17 protein-coding genes and 1 pseudogene are annotated in these 18,554 nt (G+C 63.4%); 13 read left to right on the forward strand and 5 right to left on the reverse strand.

The annotated features are described in order from the left end of the window. Positions 1–54 precede the first annotated feature (54 nt). Together FJ964_RS25635 and FJ964_RS25640 are read left to right on the forward strand one after the other, a co-directional pair. Positions 55–1,591: pseudogene (locus FJ964_RS25635) on the forward strand (trimethylamine methyltransferase family protein). Between the two features lie 64 nt (positions 1,592–1,655). Next, positions 1,656–4,097, forward strand: coding sequence for an FAD-dependent oxidoreductase (locus FJ964_RS25640; protein WP_140553023.1), 2,442 nt, complete (start codon positions 1,656–1,658; stop codon positions 4,095–4,097). Between the two features lie 18 nt (positions 4,098–4,115). Here the strand turns inward: FJ964_RS25640 and FJ964_RS25645 are convergent, their stop codons facing one another. Further along, a complete protein-coding gene (locus FJ964_RS25645; protein ID WP_140516674.1) occupies positions 4,116–4,508 on the reverse strand; it encodes a DoxX family protein in 393 nt (130 codons plus the stop codon). Between the two features lie 197 nt (positions 4,509–4,705). On the opposite strand from FJ964_RS25645, the gene FJ964_RS25650 reads away from it, so the two are divergent. Beyond that, complete coding sequence (locus FJ964_RS25650; RefSeq protein ID WP_181172624.1) at positions 4,706–5,194, forward strand: hypothetical protein; 489 nt, start codon at positions 4,706–4,708, stop codon at positions 5,192–5,194. A 72-nt stretch (positions 5,195–5,266) separates the two neighbouring features. Here the strand turns inward: FJ964_RS25650 and FJ964_RS25655 are convergent, their stop codons facing one another. Beyond that, positions 5,267–6,043 carry a VOC family protein gene (locus tag FJ964_RS25655; RefSeq protein ID WP_140553027.1) on the reverse strand — a complete coding sequence of 259 codons (777 nt, stop codon included), beginning with the start codon at positions 6,041–6,043 and terminating at the stop codon, positions 5,267–5,269. A 300-nt stretch (positions 6,044–6,343) separates the two neighbouring features. Here FJ964_RS25655 and FJ964_RS25660 point away from each other — a divergent pair, with 300 nt between their 5' ends. The 5 genes from FJ964_RS25660 (at position 6,344) to FJ964_RS25680 (ending at position 10,569) form a co-directional block, all read left to right on the forward strand. After that, positions 6,344–7,708, forward strand: coding sequence for an NAD(P)-dependent oxidoreductase (locus FJ964_RS25660; protein ID WP_140553028.1), 1,365 nt, complete (start codon positions 6,344–6,346; stop codon positions 7,706–7,708). A 2-nt stretch (positions 7,709–7,710) separates the two neighbouring features. Further along, positions 7,711–9,024, forward strand: coding sequence for an NAD-dependent dihydropyrimidine dehydrogenase subunit PreA (preA, locus tag FJ964_RS25665; RefSeq protein ID WP_140553030.1), 1,314 nt, complete (start codon positions 7,711–7,713; stop codon positions 9,022–9,024). 109 nt (positions 9,025–9,133) lie between these two features. Further along, positions 9,134–9,643, forward strand: a complete 510-nt coding sequence (locus FJ964_RS25670; protein ID WP_140553032.1) for an Rrf2 family transcriptional regulator — start codon at positions 9,134–9,136, stop codon at positions 9,641–9,643. A 20-nt stretch (positions 9,644–9,663) separates the two neighbouring features. After that, positions 9,664–10,122, forward strand: a complete 459-nt coding sequence (locus FJ964_RS25675) for a carboxymuconolactone decarboxylase family protein (protein WP_140495113.1) — start codon at positions 9,664–9,666, stop codon at positions 10,120–10,122. A gap of 69 nt (positions 10,123–10,191) precedes the next feature. Continuing rightward, entirely contained in the window at positions 10,192–10,569 is a 378-nt protein-coding gene (locus tag FJ964_RS25680) for a DoxX family protein (protein WP_140553034.1), read from the forward strand. Between the two features lie 9 nt (positions 10,570–10,578). On the opposite strand, the gene FJ964_RS25685 is transcribed toward FJ964_RS25680, so the two are convergent. Both FJ964_RS25685 and FJ964_RS25690 read right to left on the reverse strand, forming a co-directional pair. Further along, positions 10,579–11,301, reverse strand: a complete 723-nt coding sequence (locus FJ964_RS25685; RefSeq protein ID WP_140553036.1) for an SDR family oxidoreductase — start codon at positions 11,299–11,301, stop codon at positions 10,579–10,581. After that, the gene (locus FJ964_RS25690) at positions 11,298–12,137 is read right to left on the reverse strand and encodes an SDR family NAD(P)-dependent oxidoreductase (RefSeq protein ID WP_140553037.1); all 840 of its coding nucleotides are present in this window, start codon (positions 12,135–12,137) and stop codon (positions 11,298–11,300) included. Before FJ964_RS25690 ends, FJ964_RS25685 begins: the two co-directional genes overlap by 4 nt. A gap of 101 nt (positions 12,138–12,238) precedes the next feature. On the opposite strand from FJ964_RS25690, the gene FJ964_RS25695 reads away from it, so the two are divergent. Continuing rightward, positions 12,239–13,111 carry a helix-turn-helix transcriptional regulator gene (locus tag FJ964_RS25695; protein WP_140553039.1) on the forward strand — a complete coding sequence of 291 codons (873 nt, stop codon included), beginning with the start codon at positions 12,239–12,241 and terminating at the stop codon, positions 13,109–13,111. A 15-nt stretch (positions 13,112–13,126) separates the two neighbouring features. Here the strand turns inward: FJ964_RS25695 and FJ964_RS25700 are convergent, their stop codons facing one another. After that, positions 13,127–13,762, reverse strand: a complete 636-nt coding sequence (locus FJ964_RS25700) for a TetR family transcriptional regulator C-terminal domain-containing protein (protein ID WP_140553040.1) — start codon at positions 13,760–13,762, stop codon at positions 13,127–13,129. Between the two features lie 227 nt (positions 13,763–13,989). On the opposite strand from FJ964_RS25700, the gene FJ964_RS25705 reads away from it, so the two are divergent. From FJ964_RS25705 to FJ964_RS25720, 4 genes are all read left to right on the forward strand, one after another. Continuing rightward, positions 13,990–15,318 (forward strand): aspartate aminotransferase family protein, encoded by a 1,329-nt coding sequence (locus FJ964_RS25705; protein ID WP_140521238.1) that lies wholly within the window; start codon positions 13,990–13,992, stop codon positions 15,316–15,318. A gap of 71 nt (positions 15,319–15,389) precedes the next feature. Beyond that, on the forward strand, positions 15,390–16,640 hold the full coding sequence (locus FJ964_RS25710; protein ID WP_140553042.1) for a Zn-dependent hydrolase: 1,251 nt from the start codon (positions 15,390–15,392) through the stop codon (positions 16,638–16,640). Positions 16,641–16,704: 64 nt separating this feature from the next. Then, positions 16,705–18,156 carry a dihydropyrimidinase gene (gene hydA / locus FJ964_RS25715; RefSeq protein WP_140553043.1) on the forward strand — a complete coding sequence of 484 codons (1,452 nt, stop codon included), beginning with the start codon at positions 16,705–16,707 and terminating at the stop codon, positions 18,154–18,156. Between the two features lie 2 nt (positions 18,157–18,158). Then, positions 18,159–18,536 carry a hypothetical protein gene (locus FJ964_RS25720; protein WP_140553044.1) on the forward strand — a complete coding sequence of 126 codons (378 nt, stop codon included), beginning with the start codon at positions 18,159–18,161 and terminating at the stop codon, positions 18,534–18,536. Positions 18,537–18,554: the final 18 nt, after the last annotated feature.

Below are 18,554 nucleotides of genomic sequence, written 5' to 3' on the forward strand. Positions count from 1 at the left end.
CAAACGGCGTATTTCTGACAGCTGGCGCGGTTTGCCGAGGCTTTGATGCCTGGCATGAACGAACCAAGACGCAAGCGCGGCGCCGAGCGCACCAGCAACCGGGGGCCAGGCCTCATCCCGCAGCTGCCGGCGAGGCGGGTGACCAATCCCTATCCGCCGATGGCCTTGCTGTCGCCCGACCAGATTGAGGCCATCCATCAGGCGTCGATGCATATATTGGAGAATTTCGGCATCGAGGTGATGAGCCCGCGGGCGCTAACGCTGTTCGAGCAGGCCGGTGCCAGCGTGGACCACGCGTCGGCGAACGTCCGCATCGACCGCGGCATGGTCGACGAGGCGCTGAAGACGACGCGGCCCAACTATGCCCTTACACCGCGCAATCCGGCCAACGTTGTTCATCTGGGCGGCAACACCATCAATTTCACGCTCGTTGCCGGTCCGCCCAATGTGCACGACATGGAGCGCGGCCGCCGCGCCGGCAATTTGCGCGATTATGCGGATCTGACCCGGCTGGCACAGCATTTCAACTGCGTGCACATGCTCGGCAACCAGGTCTGCGCTCCAGTCGAATTGCCGGCCAATTCGCGCCATCTCGACACCTATTTCACCAATCTCACGCTGACCGACAAAAGCTTCCATGTCTCAGCGATCGGCCGGGGCAGGGCGCTGGACGGCATCGAGATGATGGCGATCGCGCGCGGGCTGACGCTGGATCAGTTGCGCGAGGATCCCGCCATCGCCACCATCATCTCGGTGAACTCGCCGCGGCGTTTCGACGAGATGATGGCCGAGGGGCTGATGACGATGGCCGAATTCGGCCAGTCGGTGGCGGTGACGCCGTTCACGCTGATGGGCGCGATGAGCCCGGTGACGCTGGCGGGTGCTTTGGCGCAGCAGAATGCGGAGGCACTGTTCGGCGTCGTGCTGACGCAGCTTGTGCGTCCGGGCGCGCCGGTCATGTATGGCGCCTTCACCTCCAATGTCGACATGAAGTCGGGCGCGCCGGCCTTCGGCACGCCTGAAAACACCAAGGCCAACATCGCGTCGGGGCAACTGGCCCGGCGTTATGGGCTGCCCTACCGGACAACGCCGGGCTCAGCCTCAAACGCCGCCGATGCGCAAGGCGCTTATGAGACGCTGATGGCGCTGTGGGGCGCGGTGCTCGGCCACGGCAACCTCGTCTATCACGCCGCCGGCTGGCAGGAGGGCGGGCTGACTGCGTCATTCGAGAAATTCATCATCGACGTCGAAATGATCCAGCACATGATGGAGTTTGCGCCCGATCGTCGTCGATGACGCCGAGCTTGCCGTCGAAGCGCTGGGTGCGGTGCCGACCGGCGGCCATTTCTTCGGCGAGCCACACACGCTGGAACGTTATGCGACGGCCTTCTATCAGCCGATGCTTTCGAACTGGCAGAATTTTGAAGCCTGGCAGGAAGCCGGCGGCCTCGACGCAACCGCGCGCGCCACGCGGTTGTGGAAGAAGGCGCTCGAAGACTATGTCGAGCCTCCGATGGACATCGCCGTGCGCGAAGCGCTGGAGGCCTATGTGGCCAAGCGCAAGGAAGCGATTGGCACGGGCGAGCCGTGATGCGCCACGAACATCCCGTTTTGAATCATCTAACCCATCCAACTCGTTGAATCAGAGAAGAAACATGAAATCGCATGCAAAGGTCGTGGTCATTGGCGGCGGGGTCGTCGGGTGTTCCGTGCTGTTCCATCTCGCCCGCCATGGCTGGACCGACGTCGTGCTTCTGGAGCGCGACGAGCTGACTTCAGGCTCGACGTGGCACGCGGCCGGCGGCATGCATACGATCAATGGCGATCCCAACGTCGCCAAGCTGCAGAAATACACGATCAACCTCTACAAGGAGATCGAGGAGCTTTCCGGCCAGGCGACCGGCGTGCATCTGACTGGCGGCGTGCTGCTGGCGGCGACCGAGGCGCGGCTCGACTGGCTGCGTGGCGTCGTCGCCAAGGGTCGCTATCTCGGCATCGATCTCGAAGAAATCTCACCGAGAGAAGCGGCCGAACTGATGCCGCTGCTCGACCCCAAGCAGTTCGTCGGCGCTGTCCGCAACAAGGAGGACGGCCATCTCGATCCCTCCGGCGTCACCCATGCCTATGCCAAGGCTGCGCGTAAGCTGGGCGCCGAGGTCGAGCGCTTCACCAAGGTCGAGGACATCGTGCGGCGTCCCGACGGGCTGTGGCGCGTCATCACCAACAAGGGGGAGGTCGTGGCCGAGCATGTCGTCAACGCCGGCGGCCTTTGGGCGCGGGAGGTCGGCCGCATGGTCGGGCTCGAACTGCCGGTGCTGGCCATGGAGCACATGTACCTGATCACCGAGGATATGCCGGAAGTCGCCGCCTGGAACGCCAAGACCGGCACCGAGATCATCCACGCCGTCGATTTCGACGGCGAGCTCTATCTGCGCCAGGAGCGCGGCGGCATGCTGATGGGCACCTATGAGAAGGCCAACAAGGCATGGTCCGAGCACCAGACGCCGTGGAATTTCGGCCACGAACTGCTGGAGCCGGACATCGACCGCATCGCGCCGTCGCTGGAAGTCGGCTTCCGGCATTTCCCGGCCTTTCAGAACACCGGCATCAAGCAGATCATCAACGGACCCTTCACCTTCGCGCCTGACGGCAACCCGCTGGTCGGGCCGGTGCGCGGTTTGCCGGGCTTCTGGGTGGCCTGCGGCGTCATGGCCGGTTTCAGCCAGGGCGGCGGCGTTGGGCTCGCGCTGTCTAACTGGATGATCGAGGGCGATCCCGGCGCCGACATCTGGGCCATGGACGTTGCGCGCTATGGCGACTGGGCGACGATGGCCTACACCAACGCCAAGGTGCGCGAGAACTATTCCAGACGCTTTTCGATCCGCTTCCCCAATGAGGAATTGCCCGCCGGGCGGCCGCTGAAGACCACGCCGGTCTACGACCTGCTGTCGGCCAAGGGCGCGCAATGGGGCGTGTCCTATGGACTGGAAGTGCCGCTCTGGTATGCGCCCGAAGGCGTCAGGGATGAGTTCTCATGGCGCCGCTCGAGCGATTTCGCCCATGTCGGCAGGGAGGTTGCAAACGTTCGCGGGGGCGTCGGCCTCGCCGAGATTTCGAACTTCGCCAAATATGGCGTGACAGGCGAGGGTGCTGCCGCATGGCTCGACCGGCTGCTTGCCTGCAAGCTACCGAGGCCAGGCCGCATGACGCTGGCGCCTATGCTGAAGGAGGACGGCAAACTCATCGGCGATTTCACGCTGGCCAATCTCGGCCCTCTTGATCGAGATGGGGAAGAGTGGTTCATCGCCGGTTCCGGCATTGCCGAGCAGTACCATATGCGCTGGTTCGAAAAGCATCTGCCCGCGGATGGTTCTGTCCGCATCGAGGCATCGGGCGCGAAGCTCACCGGCCTTGCCCTCGCCGGGCCGAAGGCGCGGGACGTACTGGCCAAGGTCACGCGGACGGACGTCTCGAACGCCGCCTTTCCCTTCATGGCCATTGGCAAGATGGATATCGGCATGGCGCCCTGCCTGGTTGGCCGCGTCAGCTACACAGGTGATCTCGGCTATGAAATCTGGGTGGCGCCGGAATATCAGCGCGCGGCGTTCCAGGCGCTGATGGCGGCGGGCGAGGAGTTCGGCATTGGCCTGTTCGGCTCCCGTGCGCTGAACGCACTGCGGTTGGAAAAGAACTATGGCTCGTGGGCGCGCGAATACCGGCCGATCTACGGACCGCTGGAGGCAGGGCTCGATCGCTTTGTCGCCTATGGCAAGGAAGCCGATTTCATTGGCAAGACCGCGGCGTTGGCAGAGCGCACGCAGGGCGGCAGGCTCAGGCTGCGGGCCTTCATCGTCGAGGCTGCCGAGGCCGATGTCATCGGCGACGAGCCGATCTGGTTCGGCGGCACGGTGCGTGGCTGGGTGACGTCAGGCGGCTATGCGCATCATTCAAGGAAATCGGTCGCCATGGGCTACGTGCCGAAGGAGATCGCCGAGGAGAGCGAAGGCTTCGAGATCGAAATCCTCGGCAGGCGCCATGCCGCACGCATGCAGCCGGTACCGCTGTTCGACGCCAATTTGGAGCGGATGCGGGCGTGAACAATCCGCATCCGGCTCTCAGGCAGCGCGGCGATTGTCGAGCGCAAAGGCGCCAGGGCCGGCGAAGAACAGATAGAGGAAGATAAAGCAGAACGAGATCGCCAAATCGCCGCCATTGTTGACGGGGAAGAAGCCGCGCGGCATGTGCGCCATGAAATAGGCGATCGCCATCTCGCCCGCCAGAAGGAAGGCGACTGGGCGGGTGAACAGCCCCAGCGCCAGCAGGATGCCGCCGGCGAACTCGAGAATGCCGGCTGTCAGGGTCAATCCGCTGAGGGCGTGAGGTTCGGCGCTTGCCGGGAAATTGAACAGCTTTTGGCTGCCATGCTCGATGAACTGCAGCGCGGTCATGATGCGCAGAACGCCGAGCGCCTGTGGCTGGTATCGGGCCAAGCCTTCGAAAAGCGCCATCTGAAACTCCGTTTTCACCCCCAGGTCCGGCCTAGATTATCGTCCTGAGATGGACCATTCACTTCCCGCTACCTAACATCAACAAATGGTGATGCGAGATGTTCCGCAACGCGTCGATATTTTCCTCCTAGGGTTGCATTATTATCTCTATGGTTGTATCGATTGTAGATAGTCGAAATCGTTTGGGGTCTCTCGCCATGAAAAAAGTCGTCATCAGCTTTTTCGCAATCCTTGCCGGCACCAGCTTCGCAATGGCCGAGGACGCCGGCTGCGAGGCGTTCAAATGGCCGGTAACGCGTGAGCAGGCGCTGTTCGCCGCGCCTCCTTCTGCCGCGTCAGGGGCGACGCTGGCGATCGGCGCTGCCGCCGATCTGGTCCTGGTGCCGGCCGAGACAGCGGAATTCGCCCTCCCGCCCGAACGTGCCCCCGCGCCTGGCACATTCGGCGCCGTCGCCAGCATGGTTGTGCCGCCGGAAGGGGGCATCCAGATAAGCCTGTCGGGCGAAGCCTGGATCGATGTCATTCAGGACGGCCATACCGTGAAATTGGCCGGCTACAGCGGGGTCAAGACCTGTCCGGACATTCGCAAGAGCGTTCGGTTCAAGCTTGCCCCCGGCCCGGCCACCGTCCAGTTCAGCGGTGCAAAAAAGGCAGGCCTGAAAGTCGCGGTGCTGACGCCGGAATAGCTCGGCGCCAAGCGGGGACACGGCCTTCAATCCTTCGGTCAAAGGCCGTCCTCCTGTGCGACGTTGAGCCCCTTACCGTCCGGGCGCCATCAAGGCGAAATGGGCGCCTTGCGGATCCTGGCATTGCACGATCCAGCTGCCGCCGGGGACCTCCATCGGGCCCATCAGGATCTTGCCGCCATTGTCGGTCACCCGTTTTGCCGCCGCGTCGATGGCGGTTACGTTGAAATAAAACTGCCAGACCGGCACCGGGATCTGTTCGGGTTTGTTCATGATGCCGCCACCGGATTCGGGGCCGGCCGCGAAGGTTTGATAGGTTCCCATCGGTCCCATGTCGAAATCGCCGGCATTGGTCCATCCGAACTGGCTGGAATAGAAGTCGAACGCGGCCTTCCAGTCGGTTGTGTAAAGCTCGTGCCAGCCGATATGGCCCGGCGTGCTGGCCGGCACGACCGGCTGGTCGGGCCCGTTCGGCTGCAGGAACATGAAGGTCGCGCCTTGCGGATCGGCGACGACGGCGAAGCGGCCGACGCCCGGAATGTCGTCGGGCTGGCGATGAACGGCGCCGCCTGCTTTCTGCAGCGACGCCGTGGCAGCATCGACATCCCTGGTGTGGATATAGCCAAGCCAGGCGGGAGGCATGCCCATCTTGGCGGGATCCTCGGGCATCGTCATCAACCCGCCGACACCACGCTCGCCGACATTCATGACGATGTAGCGCGGCATGCCGGGAGCCTTGTCGAAGGGTTGCGCGGTCCAGCCGACCACCTTGGTATAGAACGCCTCGGCGGCATCGAGGTTGGATGTCATCAATTCGTACCAGAAAAAGGGCATTGGGGATTTCGGCATCATCGGTCTCCTCACCTTTTGCGTCGATCGTCCTCCGATCCATCATAGGACGATCTTCGAGACGGAAATCCGACAGCGGAGGAAAAATTTGCGTGTCCCAGGCGCGCCGTGGCCGCGCCGGCCGCCTTGCGGAAAGCCTTTCCTCGAAGGTTCGATATTCGCGCATCACGGACTTAAAACATGAACTGAAATGTCATGTTTTATTAGAGCCTTTTCAGCGACTTATGTCGAAAATTGACCAATTGATAAAAAAATAAAACGTGCTAGCCTTTCCTAAAACGAAAACAAGGGGAACTGACGATGGCAGAAGGCCAGTTCAGGGAAGGCATTGCAGGCGGCCGGCTGCCTGCCGACCAGTACGCGGACAATTTTTCCGACCTGCATCCGCCGCTCGATCACCACGAGGCGCTGGTCGAATCCGATCGCTGCTATTTCTGCTACGACGCGCCGTGCATGAACGCATGCCCGACCTCGATCGACATTCCGCTGTTCATCCGCCAGATCTCCACGGGCAATCCGATCGGCTCGGCCAAGACCATTTTCGACCAGAACATTCTGGGCGGCATGTGCGCCCGCGTCTGCCCGACCGAGACGCTGTGCGAGGAGGTCTGCGTGCGCGAGGTGGCGGAAGGCAAGCCGGTGCAGATCGGCCGGCTCCAGCGCTATGCCACCGATATCGCGATGAGCGAGAACAGGCAATTTTATCCACGTGCCGCGCCGACAGGCAAGGCGGTCGCCGTGGTGGGCGCCGGGCCGGCCGGCCTTGCCGCCGCCCATCGGCTCGCCCGCCATGGCCACGACGTCACAATCCTGGAAGCGCGCGCGAAGGCGGGCGGGCTCAATGAATATGGCATCGCCGCCTATAAGAGCGTCGACAATTTCGCCCAGGCCGAGGTCGACTATGTCACCTCGATTGGCGGCATCGATATCCAGAACGGCAAGGTGCTCGGCCGCGACTATCAGCTTTCCGACCTGATCCGCAATTATGATGCGGTGTTCCTGGGCACGGGGCTTGGCGGTGTCAACGCGCTGCGCGCCGATGGGGAGGATGCGGACGGTGTTGTCAATGCGGTGGAGTTCATCTCCGAGCTGCGACAGGCCAGCGATCTGGCCAGCCTGCCGATCGGCCGCCGCGTCGTCGTCATCGGCGGCGGCATGACGGCGATCGATGCCGCGGTGCAGTCGAAGCTGCTTGGCGCCGAAGAGGTGACGATTTGCTACCGGCGCGGCCAGGAACATATGAATGCTTCCGAATTCGAGCAGGATCTGGCGGCCGCCAACGGCGTCGTCATCCGACACTGGCTACAGCCGAAACGGGTGATTGCCGAAGGCGGCAAGGTCAATGCCATCGAGCTCGAATATACCGCCATGAGCGGCGACAGGCTTGCCGGCACCGGCGAGACGCTGACCCTCGTTGCCGACCAGGTATTCAAGGCGATCGGCCAGAGTTTCGTCCCCGCTGCGCTCAACGGCAGCGGTGCTGCGATCGAACTCGAGGCCGGGCGCATCAAGGTCGATGCGGAAGGGCGCACTTCGCTGGCCAAGGTCTGGGCCGGCGGCGACTGCATATTCGGTGGCGATGACCTGACCGTCTCGGCCGTGGCGCAAGGGCGTGACGCGGCGGAATCCATCCACCGGGCACTGACCTCGAACGGGAGGGCATGAGCATGGCAGATATCAGGAACAATTTCGTCGGCATCAAATCGCCCAATCCGTTCTGGCTGGCCTCGGCGCCGCCGACCGACAAGGCCTACAATGTCGTGCGCGCCTTCAAGGCCGGTTGGGGCGGTGTCGTCTGGAAGACGCTGGGCGAAGAGGGCCCGCCGGTGGTCAACGTCAACGGCCCGCGCTACGGTGCGATCTGGGGCGCAGACCGCCGTCTGCTCGGCCTCAACAACATCGAGCTGATCACCGACCGCGACTTGCAAACCAATCTGCGCGAGATGAAGCAGGTCAAGATGGAGTGGCCCGACCGGGCGCTGATCGCCTCGATCATGGTGCCTTGCGTCGAGGAAAGCTGGAAGGCGATCCTGCCGCTTGTCGAGGAGACCGGCGCCGACGGCATCGAGCTCAATTTCGGCTGCCCGCACGGCATGTCGGAGCGCGGCATGGGCGCCGCCGTCGGCCAGGTGCCGGAATATATCGAAATGGTTGTGCGCTGGTGCAAGCAGTACACGCGCATGCCCGTCATCACCAAGCTGACGCCCAACATCACCGATATCCGCAAGCCGGCGCGGGCGGCGCATGCCGGCGGCACCGACGCAGTGTCGCTGATCAACACCATCAACTCGATCACCGGTGTCGATCTCGACAATTTCGCGCCGATGCCGACCATCGACGGCAAGGGCTCGCATGGCGGCTATTGCGGCCCCGCGGTGAAGCCGATCGCCATGAACATGGTGGCCGAGATCGCGCGCGACCCCGAAACGCAGGGACTGCCGATCTCCGGCATTGGCGGCATCACCACCTGGCGCGACGCCGCCGAGTTCATGGCCCTCGGCGCGGGGAACGTGCAGGTGTGCACGGCGGCGATGACCTACGGTTTCAAGATCGTCCAGGAGATGATCGCCGGTCTCGAAAACTGGATGGACGAGAAGGGCCATCGCTCGCTCGACGAGATCATCGGCCGTGCCACGCCCAATGTTACGGACTGGCAGTATCTCAACCTCAACTATGTCGCCAAGGCGCATATCGACCAGGATGCCTGCATCAAATGCGGCCGCTGCCATATCGCCTGCGAGGACACCTCGCATCAGGCGATCACCAGCGTGGTCGCCGGCGTCAGGCATTTCGAGGTGATCGAGGCCGAATGCGTCGGCTGCAATCTGTGCGTCAATGTCTGCCCGGTCGACAACTGCATCACCATGGAGCCGCTGGCCGCCGGGGTGATGGACCAACGCACCGGCATGCCTGTGTCGCCGGTCTACGCCAACTGGACCACGCACCCGAACAACCCGATGGCCAAGATGGCGGCGGAGTAGAGCGGAACAATCGAGGAAAACGCGGCGTCTTCGGGCGCCGTTTTCGTTTTCCTATTGCAGACAATAAATATCCAAGATACAAATTATCCATGTATAGGAGATTGGCACCATGAAACTGGGCGAGGGCGTCGAAGCGGCCATCCACTGCGCGGCGACGCTGGCGGGCGTCGATGGCGACAGCACCATGCCAGGTGCGGCCCTCGCGGAGGCGTTCGGTCTGTCGCCGAGCTATCTCCTGAAGCATCTGAACATGCTGACGGCGGCGCGCATCCTGGAGTCGGTTCCCGGGCCGGCGGGCGGCTACCGGTTGGCGAAGCCGGCCGAACGCATCACGCTGCTGGACATCGTGCTGGCGGTCGAAGGGCGCGAGCCGGCTTTCCGCTGCGGCGAAATCCGCCAGCGCGGCCCGACGAAACTCGATGCGTCGGCCTATGTCAGGCCGTGCGGCATCAATGCTGCAATGCTGAAGGCGGAGCGCGCCTATCGCACGGCGCTGGCCGAGGTCAGGCTGTCCGACATCGTGGCGGACTTCATGAAAGGCGCCGATCCGCGATCGGTCGCGGCAAGCTGCGCTTTCACCGAGCGCCACCAGCGACAGCAGAAATCCCGTTCAACCTAGCAAGCATGAAAGGAAAGATGATGAGACAGAGGCTCCAGTTCTTCGCCAAGGCGCCCGAGATCATGAAAGCGGTGTCGGCGCTCAACAAGGCGGTCGACGAATGCGGGCTTGAGGAAAGCCTGCTGCACCTGATCAAGCTCAGGGCCTCACAGATCAATGGCTGCTCCTTCTGCGTCGAGATGCACAGCCGCGAGGCGAGGCGCGACGGCGAGACCGAACAGCGGCTTTATCTGGTTTCGGCCTGGAAGGAATCGCCGCTGTTTTCGGAGCGCGAGCGCGCCGCTTTGGCCTGGACCGAGGCCGTGACGCTGATCGCCAACAATGGTGTTTCGGACGAGCTCTATGCCCGCACGCTGGAGCATTTCTCGGAAGAGGAGTTGGTCAAGCTCTCCGTGGCGCTGGGCATGATCAACACCTGGAACCGGCTTTGCATTCCGTTCCACGCCATTCATCCGATGCCTGCCGCCAAGGCCGCCTGATTGCTCGATCACGATCGGAGCGCCGCCGAGGGAGGCGGCGCTCCCACTATTTCAAAGGGAGAGCGTTTGATGCTTGCCGATTTGACCGCCGCCTTGTTGGTTCTCGGCCGGCTGTTGCTTGGCGGCGGGTTTGTCTTCGCCGGCCTGCGCAACATTCAGAACGCGGGCTTCTTGACGGGGCTGATGGCCGCGCGAGGCGTGCCGCAGGCGCGGCTGGCGCTTTGGGCCGGCGTCGTCCTGCAGATCGTCGCCGGCATGCTGGTGATGGTAGGCTTCTGGACCGCGATTGCCTGTATGGCGCTGGTGCTGTTCCTGATCGTCGCCACACCGATGTTCCACAATTTCTGGGACCATCAGGGACAGGAGCGTGCATCGCGTATCAATGGTTTTGTTGGCAATATCGCGCTGAGCGGCGGCTTCCTGACACTGATCGCCCAGTCGCTTTGACGGTTGCAGCTAGGCCGCGAACCGCAAACCACCATCGCAGGTCAGCACCTGGCCGGTCATGAAGCCGTTGGAGACGAGGAAGGCTATGGCCGAGGCGACGTCCTCGGCGCGGCCGATGCGGCCGACCGGTGTCTTGCCGGCATATTCCGCGAAGACCGCTTGTCGCTGCTCGTCCGGCAAAAAGTCCCACCAAGGCGTGTCGATGACGCCGGGCGCCACGACGTTGACGCGCAGCGGCTTCAGCTCGACAGCCAGGATCGGCGCCACCGTCAGGAGCATGCCATTGACGGCGCCGATGCCGGCGACGCCCGGCGTGGCGAGTTGGGCGGACACCGCCGAGATGAAGGTGACCGATCCTGATTTGTCCAGCGTCGGCAAGGCCGCCTGCAAGCAGGATAATTGCGGCCGCACCTTTTCGTCGACGCCACCACCGATGTCGGCGAGGTCGAGTGTCTGGAACGGGCCGAGGCCCTTGCCGCCGCTGGCCGCCAGAACGAGGTGATCGAACGGGCCGAGACGCTCGAAGAACTGGTGCACTTCATTCGGCTTTGACGCATCGAACGTCGCCTTGTCGGCGGCGCCGCCAAGGCTTTTCCAGGCGTCGATGAGTTTGTCCTGATTGCGCCCTGTGATCGTCACCTTCATGCCCGGGCCGAGCAGTTTTCGCGCCGTCGCCAAGCCGATGCCGGACGAGCCGCCGATGATGACTGTGTGTTCGATCTTCTCGGTCATGAGTGCTGGTCCTTCGATGTCGCCTGCCCGACAAGGTCGAGGCTCAGGCTTCGCAGTTGCTGTCTTGCCGTGGTGTCGTAAGCCTGGGCGTCGGCGCGGGATTCGCGAAGGCCGTCGAAATAGAGGCCGCTGCGCCCTTCGAGGTCAGGCGAGGTGGCGAGATTGACGATTGCCTCTGCGCCGGTCTCGACCGAGCTCCACGGTGTCACGCCGGCCTGGCGGACCATGGTGGTGCTCATGTAGCTCGCCGGGTGCAGGGCGTTGACGGTAATCCCGCTGCCCTTGAGCTGCTCGGCGAGATCGACGGTGAAGAGGATCTGCGCCAGCTTGCTCTGGCAGTAGGCGCGCACGCCGCTGTAGCCGCGGGTCAGCATGACGTCGCTAAAGTCGATGGCCTGCTGGCCCGCCGAGGCGACGTTGACGATACGCGCCGGCGCGCTGGCCTTCAGCAGCGGCAGAAGTTCCGATGTCAGCAGGAAACCGGCAAGATAGTTGACGGCGAAGCGCAGTTCGTAGCCGTCGGCGCTGACCTGCCTTTTGGCGTTTTGGCCCGCCGTGCCGACACCGGCATTGTTGATGAGGATGTCGAGCCGAGCGATTTTTTCATGCACGGCCTCGGCGAGCCGGCGCACCTCGGCCAGCGAGGCGAGGTCGGCTGCGAAGAACTCGGCCTTGCCACCGGCCGCCTCGATGTCCGCGACCGCCGCCTTGCCGCGCGCTGCGTCGCGTCCGTGCACCAGCACCCGGGCGCCACCTGCGCCCAGCCGTTGCGCGACGACCCGGCCGACACCGTCGGTCGAACCGGTGATCAGGATTGTCTTGTCTTTCAGGTCCATGTTTGAGCCTCCATTCGTCGCTCTCGACAGAAGATGGGGCAGCGGGCGCGCGCCAAACAGTTCAAACTTTATCCTGGTATCGGTACTGCTATAATAAGATCATGGATGCTCCTTCTCATTCCGCTGAAGACAGCCGCCGGCGCGAGCTCGGCGCCTTCCTGCGCTCGCGCCGCGAGAGGCTTTCGCCACAGGCCGCCGGCATTGCCTGCGGCGCGCGGCGGCGCACGCCGGGCCTGCGGCGCGAGGAGGTGGCGCTGATCGCCGGCGTCGGCACCACCTGGTACACCTGGCTGGAACAGGGCAGGGAAGTCAGACCCTCCGTAGAGGTGCTGGCGGCGCTCTGCGAGGCACTGCGCCTCGACGCTGTCGAGAAGCGGCATTTGTTCATCCTCGCTGGCCGCCAGCAGCCGGAGCATCGTATGGCGACGCCCGAAAAGGTCGACGGGCCGTTGCTGCACATGTTGGAGAGCCTCGTCCTGCAGCCTGCCTATGTCGTCGGCCGGCGTTGGGACGTGCTCGCCTGGAACCCGGCAGCCGCCGCGGTGTTCGGCGATTATGGCTTGCTGGAAGGGGACGCCCGCAACATCGTCCACATGGTGTTTACCAGCCCGCACCATCGCCGCCTGCTCGTCGACTGGGAAGAGCTTGCTCGCGTGGTGCTCGCTTCGTTTCGCGCCGAAAGCGCCAAATATGTCGGCGATCCCGATTTCGACCGGTTGATCGCGCTGATGATGCGCTCGAGTCCCGAGTTCCGCGATTGGTGGCCCCGCCGCGACGTGGCGCGAAAGCTGACCGGTCTGAAGCACGTCCGCCACCCGACGGCCGGCGCGATGGCCTTCGAGCATATGAGCCTGTCGATCGACGATGGATCCGACATGCGGCTGGTCGTCTACACGCCGCTGGCCGAGCAGAACTCGATCGCCAAGCTCCAGAGCTTGCTTGATGCACTGCCGGCCGAGCGGCGCAGCGCCTGAGCCTTCAGGGCAGGGTCAGGCCTTCGGCTTCAACCCGTCGAGGAACAATTGCTCCAGGAACCTCGCTGCGTCCTCGAAGCGGCCGTCGCCGCCACGGTTCGGGCCGAGCACGGCGCGGACCTGGACGTCGAAATCGGCGTAGTGCTGGGTCGTCGCCCAGATCGAGAAGATCAGGTGCCAAGGATCCGTCCTGGCGATCTTGCCGGCGCGCATCCAGCCCTTGATGACGGTTGCCTTCTCGTCGACCAGCGTCTTCAGTTCGCCGGTCAGCAACGGCATGATGCGTGGTGCGCCCTGCAGGATCTCGTTGGCGAACAGCCGGCTCTCTCGCGGAAAATCGCGCGCCATTTCAAGCTTGCGCCTGATGTAGCTCCTGAGCTCGGTCAGGGGATCGCCGATGTCGTCGAGTTCCCTGAGCGGCGCCAGCCATGTGTCGAGCAGGCGCTGCATCAGCGTCTCGTGAATCTCTTCCTTGCGGCGAAAGTAATAGAGCAGGTTGGGCTTCGACATCCCCGCAGCTTCGGCGATCTGGTCGATGGTCGAGCCACGGAAGCCGTTGGTGGAGAACACCTCGAGTGCGGCTTCGAGAATGAGTTCGCGCTTCTCCTGCTGGATGCGGGTGCGGCGAGGGGCTTCCGTGCTGGTGTTCACCGTTGCGCGCCCTCGTGTTGAAAGCGGTCTGGCCCAATTCTCTGGACCAGTTTTTCCCCGGCCTGTGGAACGCACTTCAGGAGCCGCATTTCCGCTAGTAATCCCTTGACCGCCGACAAGGCGGTGCTAACGTTTGTCCAATCGGTCAAAAATTTGCGTAGCACGAAAGCGCGGCAAAGACCAAGCGTTGGACGTACCGAAACAGGTTACAAGGGGAAGTCTTGGTCATGTCCAACCGGCTGAAAGTCACGCCGAACGATCTCAGTGCATTCTGGATGCCGTTCACGGCAAACCGGCAGTTCAAGCAGGCGCCACGTATGTTCGTGTCCGCCAAGGACATGCACTATACGACCAGCGATGGCCGCAAGGTGCTGGACGGCACCGCCGGCCTCTGGTGCGTCAATGCCGGCCATTGCCGGCCCAAGATCACCGAGGCGATCCAGCAGCAGGCGGCCGAACTCGACTACGCTCCGGCCTTCCAGATGGGCCACCCGATCGTGTTCGAACTGGCCAACCGCCTGGTCGACGTTGCGCCGAAGGGCATGGACCACGTGTTCTTCACCAATTCCGGTTCGGAATCGGTCGAGACCGCGTTGAAGATGGCGATCGCCTATCACCGGGTGAAGGGCGAGGGCTCGCGCACCCGTCTGATCGGACGCGAGCGCGGCTATCACGGCGTCAATTTCGGCGGCATTTCGGTCGGCGGCATCGTCACCAACCGCAAGATGTTCGGCACGCTGCTCGGCGGCGTCGACCACATGCCTCACACCCACCTGCCGGAGAAGAACGCCTTCTCCAAGGGCGTGCCGGAACATGGCGCGGAACTCGCCAACGAGCTGGAGCGCATCGTTGCGCTCCATGACGCCTCGACCATAGCGGCCGTCATCGTCGAGCCGGTCGCTGGCTCCACCGGCGTCATCCTGCCGCCCAAGGGCTATTTGCAGAAGCTGCGCGAAATCTGCACCAAGCACGGCATCCTGTTGATCTTCGACGAGGTCATCACCGGTTTCGGCCGTCTTGGCGCGCCGTTCGCGGCCGATTATTTCGGCGTTACGCCTGATATCATGACCACCGCCAAGGGCGTCTCCAACGGCGTCATCCCGATGGGCGCGGTGTTCGTGAAGAAGGAAATCCACGACGCCTTCATGACCGGCCCCGAGCACATGATCGAGTTCTTCCACGGCTACACCTATTCGGGCAATCCGATTGCCTGTGCCGCGGCGCTCGGCACGCTCGACACCTACAAGGAAGAGGGCCTGCTCACACGCGGCGAGGAACTGGCGCCCTATTGGGAAGACGCGCTGCATTCGCTGAAGGGCGAGCCGCATGTCATCGACATCAGGAACATCGGCTTGATCGGTGCGATTGAGCTGGCGCCGATCGCCGGTAGCCCGACCAAGCGGGCCTTCTCGGCCTTCGTCAAGGCATTCGAGCGCGGCGCGCTGATCCGCACCACCGGCGACATCATCGCGCTGTCGCCGCCGCTGATCATCACCAAGGGCCAGATCAACGAACTGATCGACCATGTGCGTGAAGTGCTGAGGTCGATCGACTAGGCTTGCCTTTGTCTGGGCGGGTGGCGATGGGAACCGCCACCTGCCCGGACTATGAAATGGAAGGACTTTGAATGGCCGCACCCGGCGAGAATCTGCGAATCAATTCAGACCGTTTGTGGGATTCCATCATGGAGATGGCGAAGATTGGTCCCGGCGTTGCCGGCGGCAACAATCGCCAGACCCTGACCGATGAGGACGGCGAGGGCCGGCATCTGTTCAAGCGCTGGTGCGATGCGGCCGGGCTCGAAATGGGCGTCGACGAGATGGGCACCATGTTTGCCCGCCGCGAAGGCGCCGACCCCAGCCTGCCGCCGGTCTATGTCGGCAGCCATCTCGACACGCAGCCGACCGGCGGCAAATATGACGGCGTGCTCGGCGTGCTCGGCGGCTTGGAAGTGGTGCGCTCGCTCAACGATCTCGGCATCAAGACCAAACATCCGATCGTCGTCACCAACTGGACCAACGAAGAAGGCACGCGCTTCGCCCCGGCGATGATGGCGTCCGGCGTGTTCGCCGGCGTGCTCGACCAGGCCGATGTCTACGAGCACACGGACAAGAACGGCAAGAAATTCGGCGAGGAGCTTGAGCGGATCGGCTGGAAGGGCACGGAAAAGGTCGGCGATCGCAAGATCCACGCCTTCTTCGAACTGCATATCGAACAGGGGCCGATCCTCGAGGACGAGGGCATCGACATCGGTGTCGTCACCCATGGCCAGGGGCTGAAATGGCTGCAGGTGACGCTGACCGGCAAGGAGGCGCATACCGGCTCGACGCCGATGCCCAAGCGCCGCAATGCCGGGCTCGGCATGGCGCGCGTGATCGAACTGGTGCACGAGATTGCCATGGACTACCAGCCGGACGCCGTCGGCGCGGTCGGCCACATGGAAGTCTATCCGAACTCACGCAACATCATCGCCGGGCGAACCGTGTTCACCATCGACATCCGCTCGCCGGAGAAGGAAGTGCTCGACGCCATGGACGGGCGCATCCGCGAAGGCATCGACACGATATGCGATGCACTGGACATTCAGTACAAGATCGAGCAGGTCGGCCATTTCGATCCGGTCACCTTCGACAAGGGCTGCGTCAAGGCGATCCGTGATGCCGCCGACCGGCTCGGCTACACGCACCGCAACATCGTCTCGGGAGCGGGCCACGACGCCTGCTGGATCAACCGCGTCGCGCCGACCGCCATGGTGATGTGCCCCTGCGTCGACGGTCTCAGCCACAACGAGGCCGAGGAGATCTCCAAGGAATGGGCGGCGGCAGGAGCCGACGTGCTGTTCCATGCCGTGGTGGAGACCGCGGTCATCGTGGAGTAAGCTGGAAAGCTGGATTTCCAAACGCTGCTCGCTAGAAGCGCGAAGGAACAAGGGAACGAGAAAAATGACCAAAGTCATCAGGAACGGCACCATCGTCACCGCCGACCGCACATGGAAGGCCGACGTGCTGATGCAGCACGGCAAGATCGTCGCCATCGGCTCCGACCTGCATGGCGACCATGAGTTCGACGCCACCGGCTGTTATGTCATGCCAGGTGGTATCGATCCGCATACTCATCTCGAAATGCCGTTCATGGGCACCTATTCGGCCGACGATTTCGAGTCTGGCACGCGCGCCGCCCTTGCCGGCGGCACGACGATGGTGGTCGATTTCTGCCTGCCGTCGCCGCAGCAGTCGCTGCTCGAGGCCTTGCAGATGTGGGACAACAAGACGTCGAAGGCGTCTTGCGACTATTCCTTCCATATGGCGATCACCTGGTGGGGCAAGCAGGTATTCGACGAGATGGCCACCGTGGTCGACAAGGGCATCACCTCGTTCAAGCATTTCATGGCCTACAAGGGCGCGCTGATGGTGGACGACGACGAGATGTACGCCTCGTTCCAGCGCTGCGCCGAGCTCGGCGCGCTGCCGCTGGTGCATGCCGAGAACGGCGACGTGGTTGCGGCGCTCTCGCAGAAGCTGCTTGCCGCCGGCAACAATGGCCCGGAGGGGCACGCCTATTCGCGCCCGCCGGAAGTGGAAGGCGAGGCGACCAACCGCGCCATCATGATCGCCGACATGGCCGGCGTGCCGCTCTATGTCGTGCATGTTTCCTGCGAGCAGGCGCACGAGGCCATCCGCCGGGCGCGTCAGAAAGGCATGCGGGTGTTCGGCGAGCCACTGATCCAGCACCTGACGCTGGACGAGAGCGAGTATTTCGACAAGGACTGGGACCATGCGGCGCGCCGCGTGATGAGCCCGCCCTTTCGCAACAAATTACACCAGGATTCGCTGTGGGCCGGCCTGCAGGCGGGATCGTTGCAGGTGGTGGCGACCGACCACTGCGCCTTCACCACGGACCAGAAGCGCTTCGGCGTCGGCGACTTCACGAAGATCCCGAACGGCACGGGCGGCCTCGAGGATCGCATGCCGGTGTTGTGGACAAGGGGCGTCAACACCGGGCGGCTGACGATGAACGAATTCGTCGCCGTAACCTCGACCAACATCGCCAAGATCCTCAACATGTACCCGAAAAAGGGCGCCATTGTCGAAGGCGCGGATGCCGACATCATCGTGTGGGATCCCAAACGCAAGAAGACGATTTCTTCGAAGAAGCAGCAGTCGGTCATCGACTACAATGTCTTCGAAGGCGTCGAAGTGACCGGCCTGCCGCGCTTCGTCTTCTCGCGTGGCGAATTGTCGATCGAAGAGGCCGAGGTGAAGGCCAAGCCTGGCCATGGCCAGTTCGTCAGCCGCGAACCGAACGCGGCGGTCAATCGGGCACTGTCGACCTGGAAGGAGATCACCGCGCCGCGCAAGGTGGAGCGGACAGGCATTCCGGCGACCGGGGTTTGAGCATGCGCCCCTTTCTGTTGGTCGCCGCGTCGGTCGTCGCGGCGGCGGCCGGCCATGCGTCTGCGGCCGGCATCGACCTCACCAAGCCCTATGGCAACAAGTCCGGCTGCATCAACAGCAACGGCCAGCAGGTCTATGCGGAGGACATGCTGCTTTTGACCGACAAGGAGTTCATCACGGTCGCCAGCGCCTGCACCTTTACCGGCAAGCAGGCGCAGGCCGACGGCTCGCTGGTGCTGAAGGCGCAATGCCAGGCGGAAGGCGAAGAAGGGCAGTCGCCAATCCAGTTCACCGTCAAGCGCAGCGCCAGGAATGCCAAGAAGCTGGTGATCGCCGACGAAGACGGCGCGCTCTACGGAGAAGTCTCCCGGTGCCGATGACGCCGAAACCCTTCCCAC

Source organism: Mesorhizobium sp. B2-3-2 (assembly GCF_006442295.1).
Classification (GTDB): Bacteria; Pseudomonadota; Alphaproteobacteria; order Rhizobiales; family Rhizobiaceae; genus Mesorhizobium.

Bases quoted from the DNA above. Each gene is read 5' to 3' on its own strand.
- FJ964_RS25675 (WP_140495113.1), top strand. From the start codon at position 9,664: ATGAGACAGAGGCTCCAGTTCTTCGCCAAGGCGCCCGAGATCATGAAA.
- FJ964_RS25670 (WP_140553032.1), top strand. From the start codon at position 9,134: ATGAAACTGGGCGAGGGCGTCGAAGCGGCCATCCACTGCGCGGCGACG.
- FJ964_RS25705 (WP_140521238.1), top strand. From the start codon at position 13,990: ATGTCCAACCGGCTGAAAGTCACGCCGAACGATCTCAGTGCATTCTGG.
- hydA (WP_140553043.1), top strand. From the start codon at position 16,705: ATGACCAAAGTCATCAGGAACGGCACCATCGTCACCGCCGACCGCACA.
- FJ964_RS25710 (WP_140553042.1), top strand. From the start codon at position 15,390: ATGGCCGCACCCGGCGAGAATCTGCGAATCAATTCAGACCGTTTGTGG.
- FJ964_RS25695 (WP_140553039.1), top strand. From the start codon at position 12,239: ATGGATGCTCCTTCTCATTCCGCTGAAGACAGCCGCCGGCGCGAGCTC.
- FJ964_RS25645 (WP_140516674.1), bottom strand. From the start codon at position 4,508: ATGGCGCTTTTCGAAGGCTTGGCCCGATACCAGCCACAGGCGCTCGGC.
- FJ964_RS25720 (WP_140553044.1), top strand. From the start codon at position 18,159: ATGCGCCCCTTTCTGTTGGTCGCCGCGTCGGTCGTCGCGGCGGCGGCC.
- FJ964_RS25685 (WP_140553036.1), bottom strand. From the start codon at position 11,301: ATGACCGAGAAGATCGAACACACAGTCATCATCGGCGGCTCGTCCGGC.
- FJ964_RS25640 (WP_140553023.1), top strand. From the start codon at position 1,656: ATGAAATCGCATGCAAAGGTCGTGGTCATTGGCGGCGGGGTCGTCGGG.
- FJ964_RS25690 (WP_140553037.1), bottom strand. From the start codon at position 12,137: ATGGACCTGAAAGACAAGACAATCCTGATCACCGGTTCGACCGACGGT.
- FJ964_RS25655 (WP_140553027.1), bottom strand. From the start codon at position 6,043: ATGCCGAAATCCCCAATGCCCTTTTTCTGGTACGAATTGATGACATCC.
- preA (WP_140553030.1), top strand. From the start codon at position 7,711: ATGGCAGATATCAGGAACAATTTCGTCGGCATCAAATCGCCCAATCCG.
- FJ964_RS25660 (WP_140553028.1), top strand. From the start codon at position 6,344: ATGGCAGAAGGCCAGTTCAGGGAAGGCATTGCAGGCGGCCGGCTGCCT.
- FJ964_RS25650 (WP_181172624.1), top strand. From the start codon at position 4,706: ATGAAAAAAGTCGTCATCAGCTTTTTCGCAATCCTTGCCGGCACCAGC.
- FJ964_RS25680 (WP_140553034.1), top strand. From the start codon at position 10,192: ATGCTTGCCGATTTGACCGCCGCCTTGTTGGTTCTCGGCCGGCTGTTG.